We start from the raw sequence: 19,231 nt of genomic DNA, 5'->3' as shown, positions 1-19,231 counted from the left end.
CTCAGACCTTCGATTGCAGCAGCAACGCCACCAACGCACTCCACCCCGTCTGATGGGACGCCCCCAACCCGCGCCCGGTTTCCCCGTGAAAATACTCATGGAACAACACCAGATCACGGCTGAGCGGGTCCGCTTCCAACTGCGAATAGCCCGCCATTGATGGCCTACATCCATTGTCGTCCCTTAGAAACAGCCCGGTCAGCCGCTGACTGAGGCCCTCAGCCACTTCCTCCAGGGATGACAGATACCCGCTGCCTGTCGGGTACTCCACCGAGAAGTTATCCGCGTAGTACCGATGAAATTCACGCAGCGATTCAATCAGCATGTAATTGACAGGCATCCACACGGGCCCACGCCAATTCGAGTTGCCGCCATACAATCGTGAGTCTGACTCGCCAGGCTGGTAACGCGCGCTGAGGGTGTCGCCGTTCATCTTCAGCGCCAGGGGCTGCTCGGCGAAGGCTTTGGACAGCGAGCGCACGCCAAACGCAGAGAGGAACTCACTGTCCTCCAACATGCGCCGAAGCAGGTCCTTTGTGCGTTCGCCCCGCAACAACGCCAGCAACAAGCGATTGCCCTGCCCCGGCTCGTTCCAGCGCGAGACCAATTTAGCCAAGTCCGGCCGGTGTTTCATAAAGCCCAGCAACCGTTCGCGCAAACCCTCCAGGCCTTCATGCTCGCGCTGCTCCAGCACCAGCACGGCGAACAACGGCATCAGGCCGACGATGGAGCGCAAACGTACCGGCTCGTTCTGCCCATCGGGGCTGTGCAGCACGTCGTAGAAGAACAGGTCCTGCTCATCCCACAAACCTTCGGCACTGTCATCGACCCGGTTAATGGCACCGGCGATATACAGGAAATGTTCGAAAAACTTCACCGCAATATCCACGTACACGGCATTGCGCCTGGCCAGCTCCAGGGCGATGCGCATCAGGTCCAGGGCATACGCGGCAACCCACGCTGTGCCGTCGGCCTGGTCCAACTGATACCCCGGCGGCAATGCCGCCGAACGGTCAAACAACGCAATGTTATCCAGCCCGAGAAAACCGCCCTGGAACAGGTTGCGGCCCTCGGCGTCCTTGCGGTTGACCCACCAGGAAAAATTCAGCAGCAGCTTATGGAAAATCCTCTCTAGAAAATCCATGTCGCCTACACCGGTCAACGCCTTGTCCTGCTGGTAAACCCGCCAACTGGCCCAGGCATGCACCGGCGGGTTTGCATCATCGAAGCGCCATTCATAAGCCGGCAGTTGGCCGTTGGGATGCATGAAGCGATCCTTCACCAGCAGCAGCAACTGTTGCTTGGCGTAACCCGGGTCGATCAGCGCCATCGCCACCGCCTGAAAGCCCTGGTCCCACGAGGCATACCACGGGTATTCCCAGGTGTCGGGCATGGAAAGGATGTCGAAGTTGGACAGGTGCCGCCAATGGGTATTGCGGATATGCAGGCGCTCAGTCGGCGGCGCGGGCTGGGCTGGGTCACCATCGAGCCATTGGTTCACGTCGAAATAGTAGAGCTGCTTGGACCACAACAAGCCAGCCAGGGCTTGGCGCTGCACATTGCGCGCGTCCGCATCGCCAATGCCCTGTTGCAGGGCCGCATAGAAGTCATCGGCTTCCTGACGACGTTGCTCGAACAATTTACGGGCGTTGGCCGGGGGCGCATCCACGGGGGCAAAGCGCAGGTACAAGGTTTTGCTTTCCTGCCCTGCCAGTTCAAGGATGAACCGCGCTGCAACCTTGGTACCGGTGTCCCGGCGAATCGCCGATTGAGCGCCACTGACCACGTAATCGTTGATGCCATCCTTGAACGGGCCCGGTGCCACCTGCCCGTCCAGCTTCACGACATTGCTTTCGTTTTCGCAGAACAACCATTCCAAGCCATCCTGTCCCCAGGCACTCAGATAACGATCCGGCAATTCATGATGACGGGCCAACACCTGCTCGCCGTCCAGCCGCAACTGCGGCTTGGGCGCATCAAAGGTCCAGCTCCAGTCGTTACGCGCCCACAGTTGAGGCATTACCTGCAAACGCGTCGGCTGCTCCGAGCGGTTATGCACCGTGACCCGCATGAAAATATCGTCAGGCTGCTGCTTGGCGTACTCGACGCTGACATCGCAATAGCGGTTGTCCTCAAACACGCCGGTATCGAGGATTTCATACTCGGCATCACCCAGCCCGCGACGGGCGTTCTCGGTGATCAGGTCAGCATAGGGAAAGGCGGCATGGGGGTATTTGTAGAGCATGCGCATGTAGGCATGACTCGGTACGCCATCAACGAAAAAGTACAGTTCCTTGACGTCCTCGCCATGGTTGCCCTCGGCGTTGTTGAGACCGAACAACCGCTCCTTGAGGATCGAATCGCGCTCGTTCCACAGCGCCAGCCCGAGGCACCAGCGTTGCGCCTTGTCGCTGAAACCGGCCAGGCCGTCCTCACCCCAACGGTAGGCGCGGCTGCGCGCGTGTTCATGGGGAAAGTAGCGCCAGGCATCGCCATCGGCGCTGTAGTCTTCACGCACGGTGCCCCATTGGCGTTCACTCAGGTACGGGCCCCATTCGCGCCAGCGCTCGGCGTCTTCAGTGGCCAGGCGTTGGCCTTCAATCGTTTGCGTTACGGGCGTGGCCGTCATTGGGTCCTCCATCGCCGACAAGGTGAGGAGCAGTGTAGAACCCATCCACACCCGCGTGCACATGAAGACTTGGCAGAGAATGCCGTTCATTCATTTGCAGAATGAAGTCCAGAGGAATCTTCGTTTGCAAGCGCACCTGGGGCCCAACAAAATCCAGTAAAAGACCATCACCCTCTCCACCGTCATCAGGAATTTTTCTATGCCCAGTACCGCACATGTCAGCCCAGACGAGATCCGCAAGGGGTTTTCCAAGGCCATGTCCGATATGTACCGAGATGAAGTTCCCCTGTATGGCGCGCTGATGGAGTTGGTAGCCGAGACCAATAGCCGCGTGCTCGACAGCGAACCGAGCCTGGCGCAACAGCTGCAACGCACCGGCGAAATCCAGCGTTTGGACATGGAACGCCACGGCGCCATTCGCTTGGGCACAGCAGCGGAATTGGCCACAATCAGCCGCCTGTTTGCGGTGATGGGCATGCAGCCCGTGGGCTACTACGACCTCACGCCAGCCGGCGTGCCGGTGCATTCCACAGCATTTCGCGCGGTGCATGAACACGCGCTGCAAGCCAGCCCGTTTCGGGTGTTCACCTCCCTGCTGCGCTTGGAATTGATCGAGAATGCCGAACTTCGCGCCTTCGCCGAAACCGCATTGGCAAAGCGCTCGATCTTCACCCCCGGCGCCCTGGCGCTTATCGCAAAAGCGGAAACAAACGGCGGCCTCAATGCCGACGAGGCCGCCGAATTCATCCGCCAGGCCCTGGAAACCTTCCGCTGGCACCACACCGCCACCGTTACCGCCGCGCAGTACCAGCAACTCAGTGACCAGCACCGTCTGATCGCCGATGTGGTGGCCTTCAAGGGGCCGCACATCAACCACCTCACACCGCGCACCCTGGACATTGATCAGGTACAGACCGCCATGCCCGCCAAGGGCATAACCCCCAAGGCCGTGATCGAAGGCCCACTGCGCCGCCAGTGCCCGATCCTGCTGCGCCAGACCAGCTTCAAGGCCCTCGACGAAGCCATCGCCTTCACCGACGCCCAAGGCCGCCACAGCGCCCGCTTCGGTGAAATCGAACAGCGTGGCGTCGCCCTCACGCCCAAAGGCCGCGCCCTCTACGACCAACTGCTGAACGCCGCCCGCAACGAACTGGGCGCGTTCCCCAACGAATCCAACGCCGCGCGCTACATGCACTTGATGGAACAACACTTCCAGGCCTTCCCCGACAACCACGGGCAGATGCGCGAACAAGGCCTGGCGTACTTCCGCTACTTCGCCACGGAACAAGGCCTGGCGGCACGCGGCCACGCCGATCAACCACGCACATTGCAAGCACTGATCGCCGCCGGTCATGTGGATGTAGAGCCGTTGGTGTATGAGGATTTTCTGCCGGTAAGTGCGGCGGGGATTTTCCAGTCGAATTTGGGGGATGCGGCACAGAGTCACTACGCCGCCAATTCAAACCAGGCGGAATTCGAAAAGGCGTTGGGGCGCAAGACCATCGATGAATTGCAGCTGTACAGCGAGACCCAACAGCGTTCGATCGATGCGTGCACTGAAGCGCTGCTGGCTTGAAAGACAGCGTCCACCCGGCTCAACAGCACAGTCCTTGCGCTGCAAAACGTCCCCAGAGCCGGGCGGACGGGGCGCATCATAAGGAGTGATTCCCACGATGTCCCTCAGTCAAATCTGAACAAACCTTGCCGCGTTTCAGGCGTCGAGGCGCCCTGCGATTTCGTCCTTGATCAGCAGGCGTTTCTTCTTCAACACCTCCACCACTGTGTCGTCGGCCTTTTCTGATTCCGCCCGGAGCACCTCGCCGTCGGCAGCGTCGTATTGGGTGAGCAGCGAGTCCAGCCGTTTATCGCTCGCCCTGCGTTCGTGAACGACTTCCTTGCTCAAACCCAAATCCTGATACAGGTCGTGTTTCACTGGCATGACGTACCTCCGCAAGTTGATCAATGGCCTACGCCCTTGAAGCTAGACCATTGCAAAGGGTCTTGTCATGTTTGAAGTCAATACGTCCCCGTTCGTCGCGGCAACGGCAATGGGATCAAACCTTCGCGGCGCCCGGCCCTCCACAGTAGATCGTCACTTGAGGGAGACCGGTTTCATGACTAACGCCGCAACCACTGTCGACACCCTATGCATCAACACCCTGCGCACCCTGGCGATGGACGCCGTGCAGAAGGCCAACTCCGGCCATCCGGGCACGCCCATGGGCCTGGCGCCGGTGGGATACACGCTGTGGAGCCGGTTTCTGCGCTATCACCCCGAGCATCCCGACTGGCCCAACCGTGACCGATTTGTGTTGTCAGTGGGGCATGCATCCATGCTGTTGTATTCGCTGCTGCACTTGGCCGGTGTGAAAGAAATTGATGCCCATGGCAAGCGCACCGGGCACCCGGCGATCAGCCTGGACGATATCAAGCAATTCCGTCAGGCCGACTCCAAGACGCCGGGGCATCCGGAATACCGCATGACCACAGGCGTGGAAACCACCACAGGCCCCCTTGGCCAGGGCTGCGCCAACAGCGTGGGCATGGCGATGGCCGAGCGTTGGCTGGCTGAGCGCTTTAACCATGACGGCCAGGTGCTGTTCGATTACAAGGTCTACACCCTGTGTGGCGACGGCGACATGATGGAGGGCATCAGCAGCGAAGCGGCGTCGATGGCCGGCCATTTGAAGCTGGATAACCTGTGCTGGATCTACGACAACAACACCATCAGCATCGAAGGCCACACTGAGCTTGCCTTCAGCGAAGACGTGATCAAGCGTTTCCAGGCCTATGGCTGGCACACCTTGCACGTCACCGATGCCAACGACTTGCAGGCACTGAGCGCAGCCCTGGAGACCTTCCAGGCGAATACCGGCGCGCCGACGCTGATCGTAGTCGACAGCGTGATCGGTTACGGTTCGCCCCACAAGCACAACACCGCCGCCGCCCATGGCGAGCCGTTGGGTGATGACGAAATCCGCCTGACCAAAGCTGCGTATGGTTGGCCGCAGGATTCCAGCTTCCTGGTGCCCGATGAGGCGCGCACGCTCTTGCGCGACGCCCTGCACGCCCGCGCCGAACCGCTGTACCAGCAATGGAACCAGACCCTGGCCCGTCTCGACCCTCAATTGGCCGATGAACTACGGCGGATGCGCGCCGGGGAGATGCCCGAGCACTGGCAGGCTGACCTGCCCGACTTTGCCGCCGATGCCAAGGGCGTCGCCAGCCGCGCGGCGGGTGGCGAGGTACTGAATGCCTTCGCCCAGCAAATCCACTGGCTGCTCGGCGGCTCGGCGGACTTGTCGCCTTCGACCAAAACCAACCTCACCTTCGACGGTGCCGGGCGCTTCAGCGCCGATGACTACAGCGGGCGCAACCTGCATTTCGGTATTCGCGAACACGCCATGGGCGCCATTGCCAATGGCATGGCGCTGTCGTATTTGCGGCCGTACACCTCGACCTTCCTGGTATTCAGCGACTACATGAAACCACCGATCCGCCTGGCGGCGATCATGGAGTTGCCGGTGGTGTTCGTGTTTACCCACGACTCCATCGGCGTGGGTGAAGATGGGCCGACGCACCAGCCCATTGAGCACCTGACGCAGTTGCGCGCCACGCCAGGGTTGCTGACCCTTCGCCCTGGCGACGCCAACGAAACCCTGGAGCTGTGGAAAGTTGCGCTGGCGCAAACCCATCGGCCGAGCTGTGTGGTGCTGTCACGCCAGCCGCTGCCGACTCTGGATCGCACGCAATACGCAGCGGCGACCGGTGCAGCCAAAGGCGCTTATGTGTTGGCGGGGGCGGATAAACCCCAGGTGATTTTGATCGGCACCGGCAGTGAAGTCAGCCTGGCGGTGGCGGCCTATGAACAACTCAAGTGCGAAGGGATTGCCGCACAAGTCGTCTCGATGCCGAGCTGGGAGTTGTTTGAAGAACAGGACCAGGCCTATCGCGACAGTGTGTTGCCGCCGGCGGTGACGGCGCGCGTAGTGATGGAACAGGCTGGACCTTTGGGGTGGGACCGCTATGTCGGGCAAACCGGCGCCAAGGTGGTGATGAACAGCTTCGGGGCTTCGGCGCCGTTGGCGAAGTTGCAGGAGAAGTTTGGGTTTACGGTGGAACATGTGGTGAAGCAGGCCAAGGCACAAATCCAACTGACCAGACACTGATCACTCTGTGGGAGGGGGCTTGCCCCCGATAGCTATCTGTCAGGCACTTGATGGGGTGACTGACCCACCGCTATCGGGGGCAAGCCCCCTCCCACATGTGGACCTGTTTAACTGTTAGATCAACGCTCGGGCCAGGAATGGCGCAGTCCGGCTTTTCTTGCTCTTGGCAACTTTTTGCGGCGTACCGCTGGCCACCACTTGCCCGCCCAAATCCCCTGCCCCCGGACCGATATCGATCACCCAGTCACTCTGGGCCACCACACGCATTTCATGCTCGACCACCACCACCGTGTGCCCTGCATCCACCAAGTGATTGAGCTGGCTGAGCAGGCGATCCACATCCCGCGGATGCAGCCCGGTCGTTGGCTCATCTAACACATACAAGGTCGACCCACGGGCATTGCGTTGCAGCTCGGTGGCCAATTTGATCCGCTGCGCTTCACCCCCGGACAGTTCGGTAGCCGGTTGACCCAGTCGCAGATAACCCAGGCCGATATCCCGCAGCACCTGCAACGAGCGCAGTACCCCTGGCTGCTCGGCAAAGACCTCGACTGCCTGCTCGACGGTCATCCCGAGCACCTGAGCGATGCTCAAGCCTTGCCATTTGATCGCCAAGGTCTCGGGGTTGTAGCGCGCGCCGTGGCAGGTCGGACAGGGTGCGTACACACTCGGCATAAACAACAACTCGACGCTGACAAAGCCCTCGCCCTCGCAGTTCGGGCAACGGCCCTTGGCGACGTTGAAGGAGAACTGGCCCGCATCGTAATGGCGCTTCTTTGCCGCAGGCGTGGCGGCGAACAGTTTGCGCACGTTGTCGAACAGCCCGGTGTAGGTCGCCAGGTTGGAACGTGGCGTACGGCCGATGGGTTTCTGATCCACCTGCACCAGGCGTCGGATCTGTTCCAGCCCGGCGCTGATGCGCCCGCCACTGGTTTGCGGCGTGTCATCTTCCAGGCTCGGCTCTTCGTCGTTCTCCACCACACGCCCAAGGCCACTGCCCACCAATTCCAGCAGCGCCTGGCTGACCAGGCTGGACTTGCCCGAGCCGGAAATGCCGGTCACTGAGGTGAAGCAGCCCAAGGGAAAATCCACGTTCAGACCATTGAGGTTATTGCGCGTCACGCCCTCCAACTTCAACCAACCACTGGGTTCGCGGCGAGAGGGATTTGATGTACGCCGCTCGGCGAACAAATACTCACGGGTCTGCGACGCCTCTACGTCAGCCAACCCAGCAGGTGGCCCGCTGTACAGCACTTGCCCGCCATGCTCGCCAGCGGCCGGGCCGACGTCGATCAACCAGTCGGCGCGGCGCATGGTTTCCAAGTCGTGCTCCACCACAAACAACGAATTACCGGCGGCCTTCAAGCGCTCAAGCGCGGTGAACAACGCCTCGCCATCCGCCGGATGCAAGCCCGCCGAAGGCTCATCCAGCACATAGATCACTCCAAACAATTGCGAGCCCAATTGCGTGGCCAAGCGTAAACGTTGCAACTCCCCGGACGACAAGGTCGGTGTGCTGCGCTCCAGGGACAGATAACCCAGGCCCAATTCGATCAAGGTGCTGACCCGCTCCAGCAAGTCCTGGGCGATACGCTGCGCAGCCAGGCGCTTCTCCACCGAGAGCTTCATCGTGTCCTGCCCCGCCGCCACCGGCCGCAGCAGTTCGGCCAGCTGCGACAACGACAGCTGCGACAACTCGCCAATATCCACCCCGGCAAACTTCACCGAGAGCGCCGCCTTGGTCAGCCGCTTGCCTTCACACAGCGGGCAGGCGCTGCCCTGCATGAACTGCGACACGCGCTTTTTCATCAGCGCGCTTTGGGTGTGGCTGAAGGTGTGCAGGATGTAGCGCCGCGCGCCGCTGAACGTGCCCTGGTAACTAGGCTCCAGCTTGCGCTTCAACGCCTCGCGGGTTTGCTCCGGGGTGAAACCGGCATACACCGGCACAGTGGGGGTTTCTTCGGTGAACAGGATCCAGTCGCGCTGCTTTTTCGGCAGGTCGCGCCATGGGATATCCACGTCATAGCCCAAGGTCACCAGAATGTCGCGCAGGTTCTGGCCCTGCCACGCCAACGGCCAGGAGGCTACCGCGCGCTGGCGAATACTCAGCGAAGGGTCGGGCACCATCAGCGCCTCGGTCACTTCATACACGCGGCCCAGGCCATGACATTGCGGGCACGCACCCTGGGGAAGGTTCGGCGAAAAGTCCTCGGCATACAGCATCGCTTGCCCCGCAGGGTAGCTGCCGGCGCGGGAATAGAGCATGCGGATCAGGCTCGATAACGTGGTGACGCTGCCCACCGAAGACCGCGCGCTGGGCGTGCCACGCTGCTGTTGCAGGGCCACGGCGGGCGGCAGGCCTTCGATGCTGTCCACGTCGGGCACGCCAACCTGGTCGATCAGGCGCCGCGCGTAAGGCGCCACCGATTCGAAGTAGCGCCGCTGGGCCTCGGCATACACCGTGGAAAACGCCAGGGACGACTTGCCCGAACCCGACACGCCGGTAAACACCACCAGGGCATCCCGGGGAATATCCACGTCGACGTTTTGCAGGTTGTGCTCGCGGGCGCCGCGCACCCTGACAAAGCCTGGGCGTTGGGCAGTGATCGCAGGGATGTTGCGCTGTGAAGTCATGGTCAACCTTATCGTGCGGTGAGCACGCTGCGCACCCGTAGCGTCAGGGCTTCGGGGCTGTAGGGCTTGCTCAGCAGATGAATATCGGGGCTCAGCAGGTGGTTGCTGGAGAGGATGTCGCGGGTGTGACCGGAAGTGAACAGCACCGGCACGGGCGGGGTTTGTGCACGGGCCCAGGCGGCCAGGTCGGTGCTTTTAAGGCGGCCGGGCATGACCACGTCGGTAAAAATCAACTCGGGTTGCAGGCCAGCTTTAAGCTTCGACATGGCCTGGTCGCCGTCCTCGGCGGTGATCACGGTGTAGCCCGACTGTTCGAGCACGTCCACCACCGTCAGGCGCACGCCTTCGTTGTCTTCGACCACCAGGATCGTTTCCTGGCCGCCTACGGACGCAACGGGCTCGTCTGACGCTTCAAGGCACTCCTCGCCCAGGCTGCGCGGGAAGTACAACTGCACCACGGTGCCCAGGCCTTCTTCGCTGCTGACCTCGACATGCCCGCCACTTTGACGCACAAAGCCGAACACCATGCTCAAGCCCAGGCCGGTACCGTGACCGTCGCGCTTGGTGGTGAAGAACGGTTCGAACACCCTGGCCTGGATCCCAGGTGGCATGCCCACCCCGGTGTCGGTGACCGCCAGGCGCACATATTCTCCGGGACTGACGCTTTTACCAATGCAATCGCCGGGGTTAAGGATGATGTTTTCGCCGCTGATGCGGATCACCCCCTCACCTTTCATGGCGTCGCGGGCATTGATCGCCAGGTTGAGCAACGCATTTTCCAACTGGTTACGGTCGACGTTGATGCTCCAGGAATCCTGGGGCAACTGCACATCGATATGAATGGTTTCTCCCAGTGCGCGCTGCAACAGTTCGCCAAGGCCGGCATAGATGCGTTGCGGGTTGTACACCGCCGGCGACAACGGCTGGCGGCGGGCAAAGGCCAGCAGTTGCGCCGACAGCTTGGCCCCGCGCTCCACTGCCGCGATGGCCGCGTTGACGCGGCGCTGCACCTGGGCATTGTCTGGCTCATGGCGGGCCAGCAAGTGCAGATTGCCGGCGATCACTTGCAACAGGTTATTGAAGTCGTGGGCCACGCCGCCGGTGAGGCCGCCGATGGCTTCGAGTTTTTGCGATTGGCGCAACTGGTCCTCGGCACTGGAGCGCGCCTGCACTTCAGCGGCCACCCGTTGTTCGAGGTTATGGGTGAGTTCCTGGCGCACCTGTTCGGACTTCACCAGTTCGGTGGTATCGACCACAATCGCCAACACGCCGGCTGGTTGCTGGTTGTCGCCGGCGACGGGGCTGTAATACAAATCCAGCCACACGGTTTCCGGCTGGCCATTGCGCAGCAGCACCAGGTCTTTGTTGTTGAAGGACAGAGTGCCGCCGGCCAGACAGGTGTCCACCACATGGCGATTGAAATCCGCCACCTCCGGCCAACCCAACTCCACCGGAGCCCCCAGCAAAGACGGGTGGCGGCCGCCGGCAAAGACCGAGTAACTGTCGTTGTAAATCATGTACCCGGCCCGCCCCCACAACATCACCATCGGCATCGGCGATGCGAGCATCATCTGCACGTTACAGGCCAGGCTGGTGGACCACTGGTTAATGGGACCGAGGTCCGTGGTCGACCAATCGAACGCGCGAATGCGCTGGGCCATTTCACCGGCCCAACCTTCACAGCCGTGGGGGTTGGATAAAAATTGCATCGTTCGGCTCAGTGCAAAAGAGAAGACAGTCGCCATTTTTGGAGCTTACACGGAGCAGATGGTTTCATCTGGTATTAATTTGGGGTCACCTCAGTGGAAATCCCGGCTGCGCACAGACATGCCTTCCAGCAACGGCGTGAGGTCGGTGAGCCGCCCGGCGATCAGGTGGCGCACCTCGCCGACCGCCTCCCAGCGCCCGTCTACCTTGAGCAAGCGCGACCCCACCAGCGCCTGGCGCTGACGTTCGGCCAGGTCGCGCCAGACCACCACATTGAGATTGCCGAACTCATCTTCCAAGGTGACAAAGGTCACACCGCTGGCCGTGCCCGGACGTTGCCGCCCCGTGACCAACCCCGCGACACTCACATTACGCCCATGCTCCACCGCCATCAGCTCGCGGGAGCTGCGACAACGCCGCTTGCGCAGCTCATCGCGCAACAACGCCAGCGGGTGCGGGCCGAGAGTGGTGCCGACGGTGGCGTAATCAGCCTGCAAGTCCTCGCCGACCGTCGGTGCGGGTAAAGCGACCACGGCTTCGTCGGGGCTGGGCAGCCCGGCGAACAGCCCCAATTGTTTGTGCACCCCCGCCACGTCCCAGCGGGCTTGGTGCCGGTTTCCAGCCAGGGCACGCAGGGCGCCGGCGTCGGCCAGCAACGCCTGGGCACGGGCGTCCAGACCGGCGCGCTGGTCCAGATCAGCAATGTCGCTGAAACCTGTGCCAGGGCGGGCGGCCTCGATGCGCCGACCCTCCTCTTCACGAAACCCCGCGATCATGCGCAAGCCCATACGGATCGCCGGTTGCTGGCCGTCAATGGGTTCCAGGCTGCAATCCCAGTCGCTGGCCTGCACATCCACCGGGCGAATCTGCAAGCGATGGCGCCGTGCGTCCTGCAGTATCTGGTCCGGGCTGTAGAAACCCATAGGCCAGCTGTTGATCAACGCGCAGGCGAAGGCCGCCGGCTCGTGGCATTTGAGCCAGCAACTGGCGTAAGTCAGCAAGGCGAAACTGGCCGCGTGGGACTCAGGAAACCCATAGCTGCCAAAGCCCTTGATCTGCTCGAAAATCTGCGCGGCAAATTCCTCGGTGTAGCCGTTTTTCAGCATGCCGGTGCGCAAGCGGTCCTGATGGGGTTCCAGGCCGCCGTGACGTTTCCACGCGGCCATGGAGCGGCGCAACTGGTCGGCCTCGCCAGGGCTGTAGTCGGCGGCGACCATGGCGATCTGCATCACTTGCTCCTGGAACAGCGGAATGCCCAGGGTGCGCTTCAATACGCTTTCAAGTTCCGGTGACGGGTAGGTGGTTTTTTCTTCCTTGTTACGTCGTCGCAGATACGGATGCACCATCCCTCCCTGGATCGGACCGGGTCGCACAATAGCGACCTCGATCACAAGGTCATAAAACGTCTGCGGCTTGAGCCGGGGCAGCATCGACATCTGCGCCCGCGACTCGATCTGAAATACGCCAATGGTGTCGGCCTTGCTGATCATCGCGTAGGTGGCAGGGTCTTCCTTGGGGATCGTCGCCAGGGCCAGGTCGAGGTTGCGGTGGCGGCGCAGCAAATCGAAACAGCGGCGAATCGCACTGAGCATGCCCAAGGCGAGGATATCCACCTTGAGCAGGCCCACGGCATCCAGATCGTCCTTGTCCCATTGGATAATGGTGCGCTCGGCCATGGCCGCGTTTTCCACCGGCACCAGAGTGTCCAGCGGGTATTCGGAAATCACGAAACCGCCGGGATGTTGGGACAGGTGCCGGGGAAAACCGATCAGTTGCTGGGTGAGCGTGAGTACACGGCGCAGGATCGGGCTGTCCGGGTCGAAGCCGCCTTCACGCAGGCGTTCCAGCGGTGGCGCATCATCACTCCAGCGCCCGCAGCAGTCGGCCAGGGCGTTGATCTGGTCCGGCGGCAACCCAAGGGCCTTGGCCACATCGCGCACCGCACCGGCGGCGTGGTAGCTGCTGACCACCGCCGTCAGCGCCGCGCGGGTGCGGCCGTAGCGCTGGAAAACGTACTGCAGCACTTCTTCGCGGCGTTCGTGCTCGAAGTCCACGTCGATATCCGGTGGCTCGTTGCGCTCCTCTGACAGGAAGCGCTCAAACAGCATATTCGTAAGGCTCGGGTTGATCTCGGTAATGCCCAAGGCAAAACACACCGCCGAGTTGGCCGCCGACCCGCGGCCCTGGCACAGGATCGAACGGCTGCGGGCGAAGCGCACAATATCGTGCACGGTGAGGAAATAACTTTCGTAACCCAGTTTGCTGATCAATGTCAGTTCGTGATTGATCTGCTGCATGGTCTTGGCGTCGATTCCGTGAGGCCAACGCAGGGCGATGCCTTCTTCGGTGACGGCGCGCAGCCAGGATTCGGCGTCATGCCCCTCGGGCACCAATTCGCGCGGGTAGTGATAACGCAACTGGCCGAGGTCGAAGGTGCAACGGCGGGCGATGACCAGGGTTTCATCGAGCAAGGCTTGGGGGTACAGCGTGCCCAGGGCATCAAGGCCGCGCAGATGCCGCTCGCCATTGGGGTGCAGGCGCGTGCCGGCTTCGGCCACCGGGACGTGATGACGGATGGCGGTCATGGTGTCTTGCAGGGCGCGTCGACCGCGTGCGTGCATGTGCACATCACCACAGGCCACCGCCGGGATATTCAGGTTGGCGGCCAGGTGCAGGCGCTGCTCCAGATGGCGCGCATCGTCCTGGCCGCAATGCAGGTGCACCGCCAGCCACAGGCGCTCGGCAAACGTGCGGCGCAGCCATTGGATCGAGGCCTGGGTGTCGCTGTCGTCGGCGACCCATAGCGCCAACAGGCCGTTGAGCGGTGCGTCGAAGTCTTCGTGCAGCAGGCGATAACTGCCTTTTTCCGCACGCCGCCTGGCCAGGGTGATCAGGCGGCACAGGTGCTGGTAACCGCTGAGGTTTTCTACCAGCAGCACCAGTTTCGGGCCGTTTTCGATGCGCACTTCGCTGCCGATAATCAGCGGTAACTCCACCGCCTTCGCCGCCTGCCACGCACGCACGATGCCTGACAACGTGCATTCATCAGTGATCGCCAAGGCGCTGTAGCCCTGGCGCTTGGCGCGCTCGAACAACTCCAGCGCGGTGGACGCGCCGCGCTGAAAACTGAAATTGGACAGGCAATGCAGCTCGGCGTAGTTCATGCAAACCAGCCTTGCAGCCACAAACCATCGCCCTGCCCCACGCTGCGGTAGGCCCAGCCTTGCTGACCGGCGCGGGTCTGGATCAGGTAATAGTCACGGCGGATATCAGCGCCGTCCCACCAGCCGGATTCGATACGTTCCGGGCCCATCAGAATCTGCACACCTTGCTCGGTCAGCAAGGTGGGTTCCCTGAGCAGCCAACCGGGGCGGTGCACCTTGTTCAAGGTCGGGCATGTGCGACTGTCGGCCGTTGCTTGCCAAGCGCACTCGGGGCGATGGTCGGCATGAAAACGCAAGCCTTGTACCGCCTCATCCCCAAGGCGCGCGCGCAGGCGTTCGCGCAATTGCTCCCAGGGCAGGGTCTGTTGCGGGCGGTCGTCGAACAGGTCCTGGCGCTGCGGCACAAACACCGGCAAGTCCTGGGCCACCAGGCGAAAACCGCGCACCGGCGCCGTGACTTGCACTTGCTCCAGGCGCCCACGGGCCAGCTCGAACAGCATCGCCGGTTCGCGCTCGGCGCTGAGCAGGCCGACCTTGATCACACTGTCGGGCAACTGGGCGTGCTCCAGGTGCAGGTCAAAACGCTGCACGCCACTGTCGCGTCCGCAGAGAAAGGCGGATAAATCACCGGTCAAGCGCCGCAGTGGAAACAGCAGCGCCTGGTGGGACTGCACGTCGAAATTCAATTCGATGCGCACATCGAACTGGTCCGGCGGCTGGTAAAACCCAAGGGCCAGCGGGCGTTGCCCGGTCAAGGCATCCAGGTGCTTGAGCAGGCCGGCATCAAAGCGCCGTGCCAGGGTGTGCCGGGGCAAGGCCTGCACCTGGGACAGGGTGCGCAGGCCCATGCGCGACAAGGCGGTAGCGGCCTGAGGTTCAAGGCCGGCGCGGTCGATGGGCAGTGGTGCGAGGGCCTGCATCAATGCCTCATCGTCGATGGCCAGACCGTCGTAAATATTGGCCAGCACCCTCGCCGCCGCCGGGTTGGGCGCGGCGACGATGCGGTGACGAAAGCCCAGCTCGGTCAATTCTTTGCGCAAGCGCGCTTCGAACTGCGGCCAGGGACCGAACAGGCCCAGGCTCGATTCGATCTCAAACAGCAACGCACGCGGGTAATGCACACTGACCTGGGAACTGAAGCGATAGGCCCAGGCTGCCAGGAACTGCTGCCAGCGTTCGATTTCCACGGGGTCGTATTCGGCGCTGGCAAAAGTCTTGGCCAGGGCATGGGCCGCCGTCAGTGAAAGGCCTGGACGCAGGCCCAAGGCGCGGGCGGCGTCGTTGACGGTTTGCAGTACGCGCCGCTGTGGCGTACCGGCCAGCAGCGCGAGGGGTTGGTCGGGCTCGGGGTGCACACGCTGCACCCCATCCAGCGCCAATTGCGGGAAGACAATACACACCCAGCGCATGGCAACCTCAGTGCCCCGCCAACGCAATCGGCGCCGGATGGGCCAAACCGCCACGGCACTTGATCACCCGTACTTGAGCAGGTTTCGCATCGACCGCCAAACGCAGGGCAGCAGGCGATGAATTGACCCCCTCACTCAAGGCGCGCCAGGCAAACGCCAGGGTCTGGCCGGTTTCTGCTGCCACCTGCAAGCGCCGCAGCGCCCGGTCATCGGCCTTGCGCGGCCAGCACAGCACCGCGCCGCAACTGCCGGAGCGCAGGCACTGCTCCACGGCCCACAGCGCATCACGTTCCTTGGCCTGGATCACTGAAAGCTGGCGTACATCCACCCCGGCGTTTTGCCAGGCATGGGGGTACGGCGTATACGGCGGCGCCACCAACACAATGCGCTCCCCCGCCTTTGACAGGCGCGCCAGGGTGGGCAGCACCAGTTGCAGTTCGCCGATGCCCTCCTTGGCCATGAGGATTTCACTCAAAGCCGATTCAGGCCAGCCGCCGCTGGGCAGCACCGCATCCAGCGCGGCCAGCCCGGTGGGGTGCACACTGGCGGGAGGCGCGGCCGGCCGGCCTTTCCAGACGCGGCCGCCATTGAACAGCGCGTCCAGGGCAACGACGGCGCCCATCAGCCTTGCCTCACCAGGCCGCAGAACACCCCTTCGATGGCCAGGTCCTGATCAGGGCCCACCACAATAGGTTGATACGCGGGGTTGCGCGGCAGCAGGCGCACGCGGTCGCCACTGCGTTCGAAACGCTTGATGGTGACTTCGCCATCCAGGCGCGCCACCACGATCTGCCCGTTCAAGGCCTCGGCACTGCGGCGTACGCCTACCAGATCGCCGTCAAGGATGCCGTCTTCGATCATCGAATCGCCCTGCACCCGCAGCAGGTAGTCGGGGGTTTTCGCGAAGGTGCTTGGGTCGAGTTGCAGGCGACTGTGCACTTCGGCGTCAGCACCGATGGGCAGGCCGGCGGCGACTCGGCCGAGCACGGGCACGTCCAGCCACTCCGGACGCATGGGTTGGTTGAGCAGGCGAATGCCGCGAGCCTGGTTGGGGTTGACCTCAATGAAGCCGGCTTCGGTCAGGGCCACCACGTGTTTGCGCGCGACGCTGCGGGAGGCAAAGCCGAACGCCTCGGCGATCTCGGCGAGGCTGGGGGGCTGGCCTTGTTGCGCGATACGGTCGCGGATGAAGGTCAGGATGGCGGTGCGGCGGGGAGTCAGGGTCGTCATGGAGTACATTTGTACTCCTGCGGGAAATTTCTTACAAGAGCCGGTAGTCGGGGGGGGTTGAGTTGAGTGCATATCCGTTGGTTAGGTAACGGCTACTTATGGTTCCGCTCTTACAGCGGCTCACTTTTGGAAAGGCCCAAAAGTAAGCAAAAGGCCTTCGCCCCAACACTCGGCACCTCGCCTAGGCTCGGTGTGCCCTCACTCCGGCTTGAATCCGTGGGCCGCCGCGATGGGCCATCCATGGCCCAGCGCGGCTAACCCGGCGTCCTGCCGGGTTACCCACGGATTCAAGCCTGCGTTCGGCCAGCGTGTTTGACGGGGCGCCTGAGATCAAGATCAAAAGCGCAGATCAAAAGACCGCTGACTTCGTCAGCGAAAAGGATGTAAGAGCCAGATCAAAAGCACATCAAAAGCACATCAAAAGCAGAGCAAAAACAGGACAGCAGGCTAGGACCTATCTATCTGATCTATGGAGATCAAACTGTGGGAGGGGGCTTGCTCCCGATAGCAGTGGGTCAGTCACAGCCGCATCAACTGACACACCCTCATCGGGAGCAAGCCCCCTCCCACATTTGGAATGCGTTCGGCTTAAGAACCCGGTCGCCTCTAAGGCCGCCGCGCTCTTGCTTTTGATCTGAAATCGCCCCGTCAACCACGATGGCCGGCATTCCGGCCTTTACAAAAGTGACCCGCTGTAAGAGCGGAACCATAGGCGGCCGTTACCGCAGCAACGGATATGCACTCAATCAACCAACTCCCCCCGCCATATGCTCGGCAATCCTCAATCTCAACCAACGCTCCGCCGGATCATTGTCATGCACCCCACTCCACACCATCGACAACTCCGCCGCATCAATCGCAAACGGCGGATCCTCTGCCCGTAACGTGGTGCCCTCGGTCAACGCACACGCCGCATAATCCGGTACCGTCGCAATGATCTGCGTTCCCGCCAACAACGCCCGCAACCCGCTGAATTGCGGCACCGCCAGCACCACCCGCCGCGCGCGGCCGATACGGGCCAAGTCCAAATCGATGTTGCCGCTCAAATCCCCGGAGAACGACACCATCGCATGGGGCCGTTCGCAATAATCATCCAGCGTCAGCGGCGCCACCCCGTCATCCCCACGCAATACCTTGCACGGGATATCCCGCAGTTTCTTGCGCTTGGCATTCGCGGGCAGTTCAGTGGTGTAGCTCACCCCCACCGAAATCTCGCCACTGGCCAGCAGCGCGGACATCAGCAAGTAATTGGCGCGGCGTACCACCACGATGATGCCGGGGGCTTCTTCGCGAAGCTGACTGAGCAACGGCGGAAACAAGCCAAATTCGGCGTCGTCGGACAAGCCGATACGGAACACCGCACAGCTGGTGGAAGGGTCGAAATCCTTGGCGCGGCTGACCGCGCCGGAAATGGTGTCCATAGCCGGTTGCAGCTCCTTGAGTATCGCCAGGGCGCGCGGCGTGGGCTCCATTCCCCGCCCGTTGCGCAGCAGCAACGGGTCGTCGAACAGGTCGCGCAGCCGGCCTAAGGCAGCACTCACCGCCGGTTGGCCCATGAAGAGTTTTTCGGCGACCCGGGTCAGGTTCTTCTCGAACATCAACGCCTCGAAAATCACCAGCAGGTTCATGTCGACGCGACGCAGGTCATTGCGGTTCATGGCGGTATCCAAACGGTTAGCAGACTGCCAGCTAAGCACGCAAAACAAGGGGTTGATTGCATGTCTGTGCTGTCTTTTCCGTGACTGCACCTGACGAAATTAACAACGATTAACTCGTCAGCCAGACGGTACGGCAACAAGATTGACGCCATCTACACTGCATCCATTCACCGGGAACGCTCCCATCGACTGCGGATATCCGTCATGGCCCGAACTGAGCACTGCGCTCCTCGCTTATCCGCTACCGGCGGCCTATGCCCCCGGCGCGAGCGTATCGCCAAGCAATTGATCCTCGCCAACCTCGGCGAAAGCCTGGCGATTGCCGACCTGGCCCAGGCCTGCGCGCTGTCGCGCAGCCATTTCTCCCGTGCATTCAAGTGCACCACCGGGCTGTCGCCCCAGGAATGGATACGCCTGCAACGCATCCAGCGGGCCAAGGAATTGATCACTCAGTCTTCCTTGAGCCTGACGCAGATCAGCCTGGAATGCGGGTTCTGCGACCAGGCACATTTCTGCCATATGTTCACCCGCAGCGAGGGTGTCAATCCGATGACCTGGCGAAACCACCAACTGCGTCACAAGCCTCAAGAGATCGCTGCCTAGTGGTCTGCAAGCACCTGGAATATGCTGG

The 19,231-nt window shown here is 62.1% G+C and carries 12 protein-coding genes; 3 read left to right on the top strand and 9 right to left on the bottom strand.

Annotated features, from left to right (window positions below; genetic code table 11):
• Nucleotide 1 precedes the first annotated feature (1 nt).
• A complete protein-coding gene (locus ACKZ62_RS12270; RefSeq protein WP_447096742.1) occupies nt 2-2,629 on the bottom strand; it encodes an MGH1-like glycoside hydrolase domain-containing protein in 2,628 nt (875 codons plus the stop codon).
• 199 nt (nt 2,630-2,828) lie between these two features.
• On the opposite strand from ACKZ62_RS12270, the gene hglS reads away from it, so the two are divergent.
• Nucleotides 2,829-4,205, top strand: coding sequence for a 2-oxoadipate dioxygenase/decarboxylase HglS (hglS, locus tag ACKZ62_RS12265; RefSeq protein WP_447096741.1), 1,377 nt, complete (start codon nt 2,829-2,831; stop codon nt 4,203-4,205).
• Between the two features lie 135 nt (nt 4,206-4,340).
• Here hglS and ACKZ62_RS12260 read toward each other — a convergent pair whose 3' ends face one another.
• A complete protein-coding gene (locus tag ACKZ62_RS12260) occupies nt 4,341-4,568 on the bottom strand; it encodes an HP1242/YdcH family protein (protein WP_032886572.1) in 228 nt (75 codons plus the stop codon).
• A gap of 175 nt (nt 4,569-4,743) precedes the next feature.
• On the opposite strand from ACKZ62_RS12260, the gene tkt reads away from it, so the two are divergent.
• A complete protein-coding gene (tkt, locus tag ACKZ62_RS12255; protein WP_447096740.1) occupies nt 4,744-6,798 on the top strand; it encodes a transketolase in 2,055 nt (684 codons plus the stop codon).
• Nucleotides 6,799-6,912: 114 nt separating this feature from the next.
• Here the strand turns inward: tkt and uvrA are convergent, their stop codons facing one another.
• From uvrA to ACKZ62_RS12220, 7 genes are all read right to left on the bottom strand, one after another.
• Nucleotides 6,913-9,432, bottom strand: a complete 2,520-nt coding sequence (gene uvrA, locus ACKZ62_RS12250; protein ID WP_181643353.1) for an excinuclease ABC subunit UvrA — start codon at nt 9,430-9,432, stop codon at nt 6,913-6,915.
• 8 nt (nt 9,433-9,440) lie between these two features.
• Nucleotides 9,441-11,141, bottom strand: coding sequence for an ATP-binding protein (locus tag ACKZ62_RS12245; RefSeq protein ID WP_447096739.1), 1,701 nt, complete (start codon nt 11,139-11,141; stop codon nt 9,441-9,443).
• 90 nt (nt 11,142-11,231) lie between these two features.
• Nucleotides 11,232-14,324, bottom strand: a complete 3,093-nt coding sequence (locus ACKZ62_RS12240) for an error-prone DNA polymerase (RefSeq protein WP_447096738.1) — start codon at nt 14,322-14,324, stop codon at nt 11,232-11,234.
• A complete protein-coding gene (locus tag ACKZ62_RS12235) occupies nt 14,300-15,712 on the bottom strand; it encodes a Y-family DNA polymerase (protein WP_099602265.1) in 1,413 nt (470 codons plus the stop codon). Before ACKZ62_RS12235 ends, ACKZ62_RS12240 begins: the two co-directional genes overlap by 25 nt.
• A gap of 7 nt (nt 15,713-15,719) precedes the next feature.
• Nucleotides 15,720-16,334 carry a translesion DNA synthesis-associated protein ImuA gene (imuA, locus tag ACKZ62_RS12230; protein WP_447096737.1) on the bottom strand — a complete coding sequence of 205 codons (615 nt, stop codon included), beginning with the start codon at nt 16,332-16,334 and terminating at the stop codon, nt 15,720-15,722.
• Entirely contained in the window at nt 16,334-16,951 is a 618-nt protein-coding gene (lexA, locus tag ACKZ62_RS12225; RefSeq protein ID WP_032886583.1) for a transcriptional repressor LexA, read from the bottom strand. The genes imuA and lexA overlap by 1 nt, the downstream gene beginning before the upstream one ends.
• Nucleotides 16,952-17,688: 737 nt before the next feature.
• Nucleotides 17,689-18,600, bottom strand: coding sequence for a LysR family transcriptional regulator (locus ACKZ62_RS12220; RefSeq protein ID WP_032886585.1), 912 nt, complete (start codon nt 18,598-18,600; stop codon nt 17,689-17,691).
• Nucleotides 18,601-18,804: 204 nt separating this feature from the next.
• On the opposite strand from ACKZ62_RS12220, the gene ACKZ62_RS12215 reads away from it, so the two are divergent.
• Entirely contained in the window at nt 18,805-19,203 is a 399-nt protein-coding gene (locus tag ACKZ62_RS12215) for a helix-turn-helix domain-containing protein (protein ID WP_095184531.1), read from the top strand.
• Nucleotides 19,204-19,231: the final 28 nt, after the last annotated feature.

The organism is Pseudomonas sivasensis (genome assembly GCF_052938085.1).
The sequence above is the reverse complement of the archived record's forward strand: the minus strand, read 5'-3'. Positions and strand labels throughout refer to the sequence as shown.

Excerpts from the sequence above, each read along its gene's own strand:
- imuA (WP_447096737.1), bottom strand. The coding sequence starts at position 16,334 with ATGGGCGCCGTCGTTGCCCTGGACGCGCTGTTCAATGGCGGCCGCGTC.
- ACKZ62_RS12215 (WP_095184531.1), top strand. The coding sequence starts at position 18,805 with ATGGCCCGAACTGAGCACTGCGCTCCTCGCTTATCCGCTACCGGCGGC.
- hglS (WP_447096741.1), top strand. The coding sequence starts at position 2,829 with ATGCCCAGTACCGCACATGTCAGCCCAGACGAGATCCGCAAGGGGTTT.
- tkt (WP_447096740.1), top strand. The coding sequence starts at position 4,744 with ATGACTAACGCCGCAACCACTGTCGACACCCTATGCATCAACACCCTG.
- ACKZ62_RS12270 (WP_447096742.1), bottom strand. The coding sequence starts at position 2,629 with ATGACGGCCACGCCCGTAACGCAAACGATTGAAGGCCAACGCCTGGCC.
- ACKZ62_RS12245 (WP_447096739.1), bottom strand. The coding sequence starts at position 11,141 with ATGCAATTTTTATCCAACCCCCACGGCTGTGAAGGTTGGGCCGGTGAA.
- ACKZ62_RS12260 (WP_032886572.1), bottom strand. The coding sequence starts at position 4,568 with ATGCCAGTGAAACACGACCTGTATCAGGATTTGGGTTTGAGCAAGGAA.
- uvrA (WP_181643353.1), bottom strand. The coding sequence starts at position 9,432 with ATGACTTCACAGCGCAACATCCCTGCGATCACTGCCCAACGCCCAGGC.
- lexA (WP_032886583.1), bottom strand. The coding sequence starts at position 16,951 with ATGTACTCCATGACGACCCTGACTCCCCGCCGCACCGCCATCCTGACC.
- ACKZ62_RS12235 (WP_099602265.1), bottom strand. The coding sequence starts at position 15,712 with ATGCGCTGGGTGTGTATTGTCTTCCCGCAATTGGCGCTGGATGGGGTG.
- ACKZ62_RS12220 (WP_032886585.1), bottom strand. The coding sequence starts at position 18,600 with ATGAACCGCAATGACCTGCGTCGCGTCGACATGAACCTGCTGGTGATT.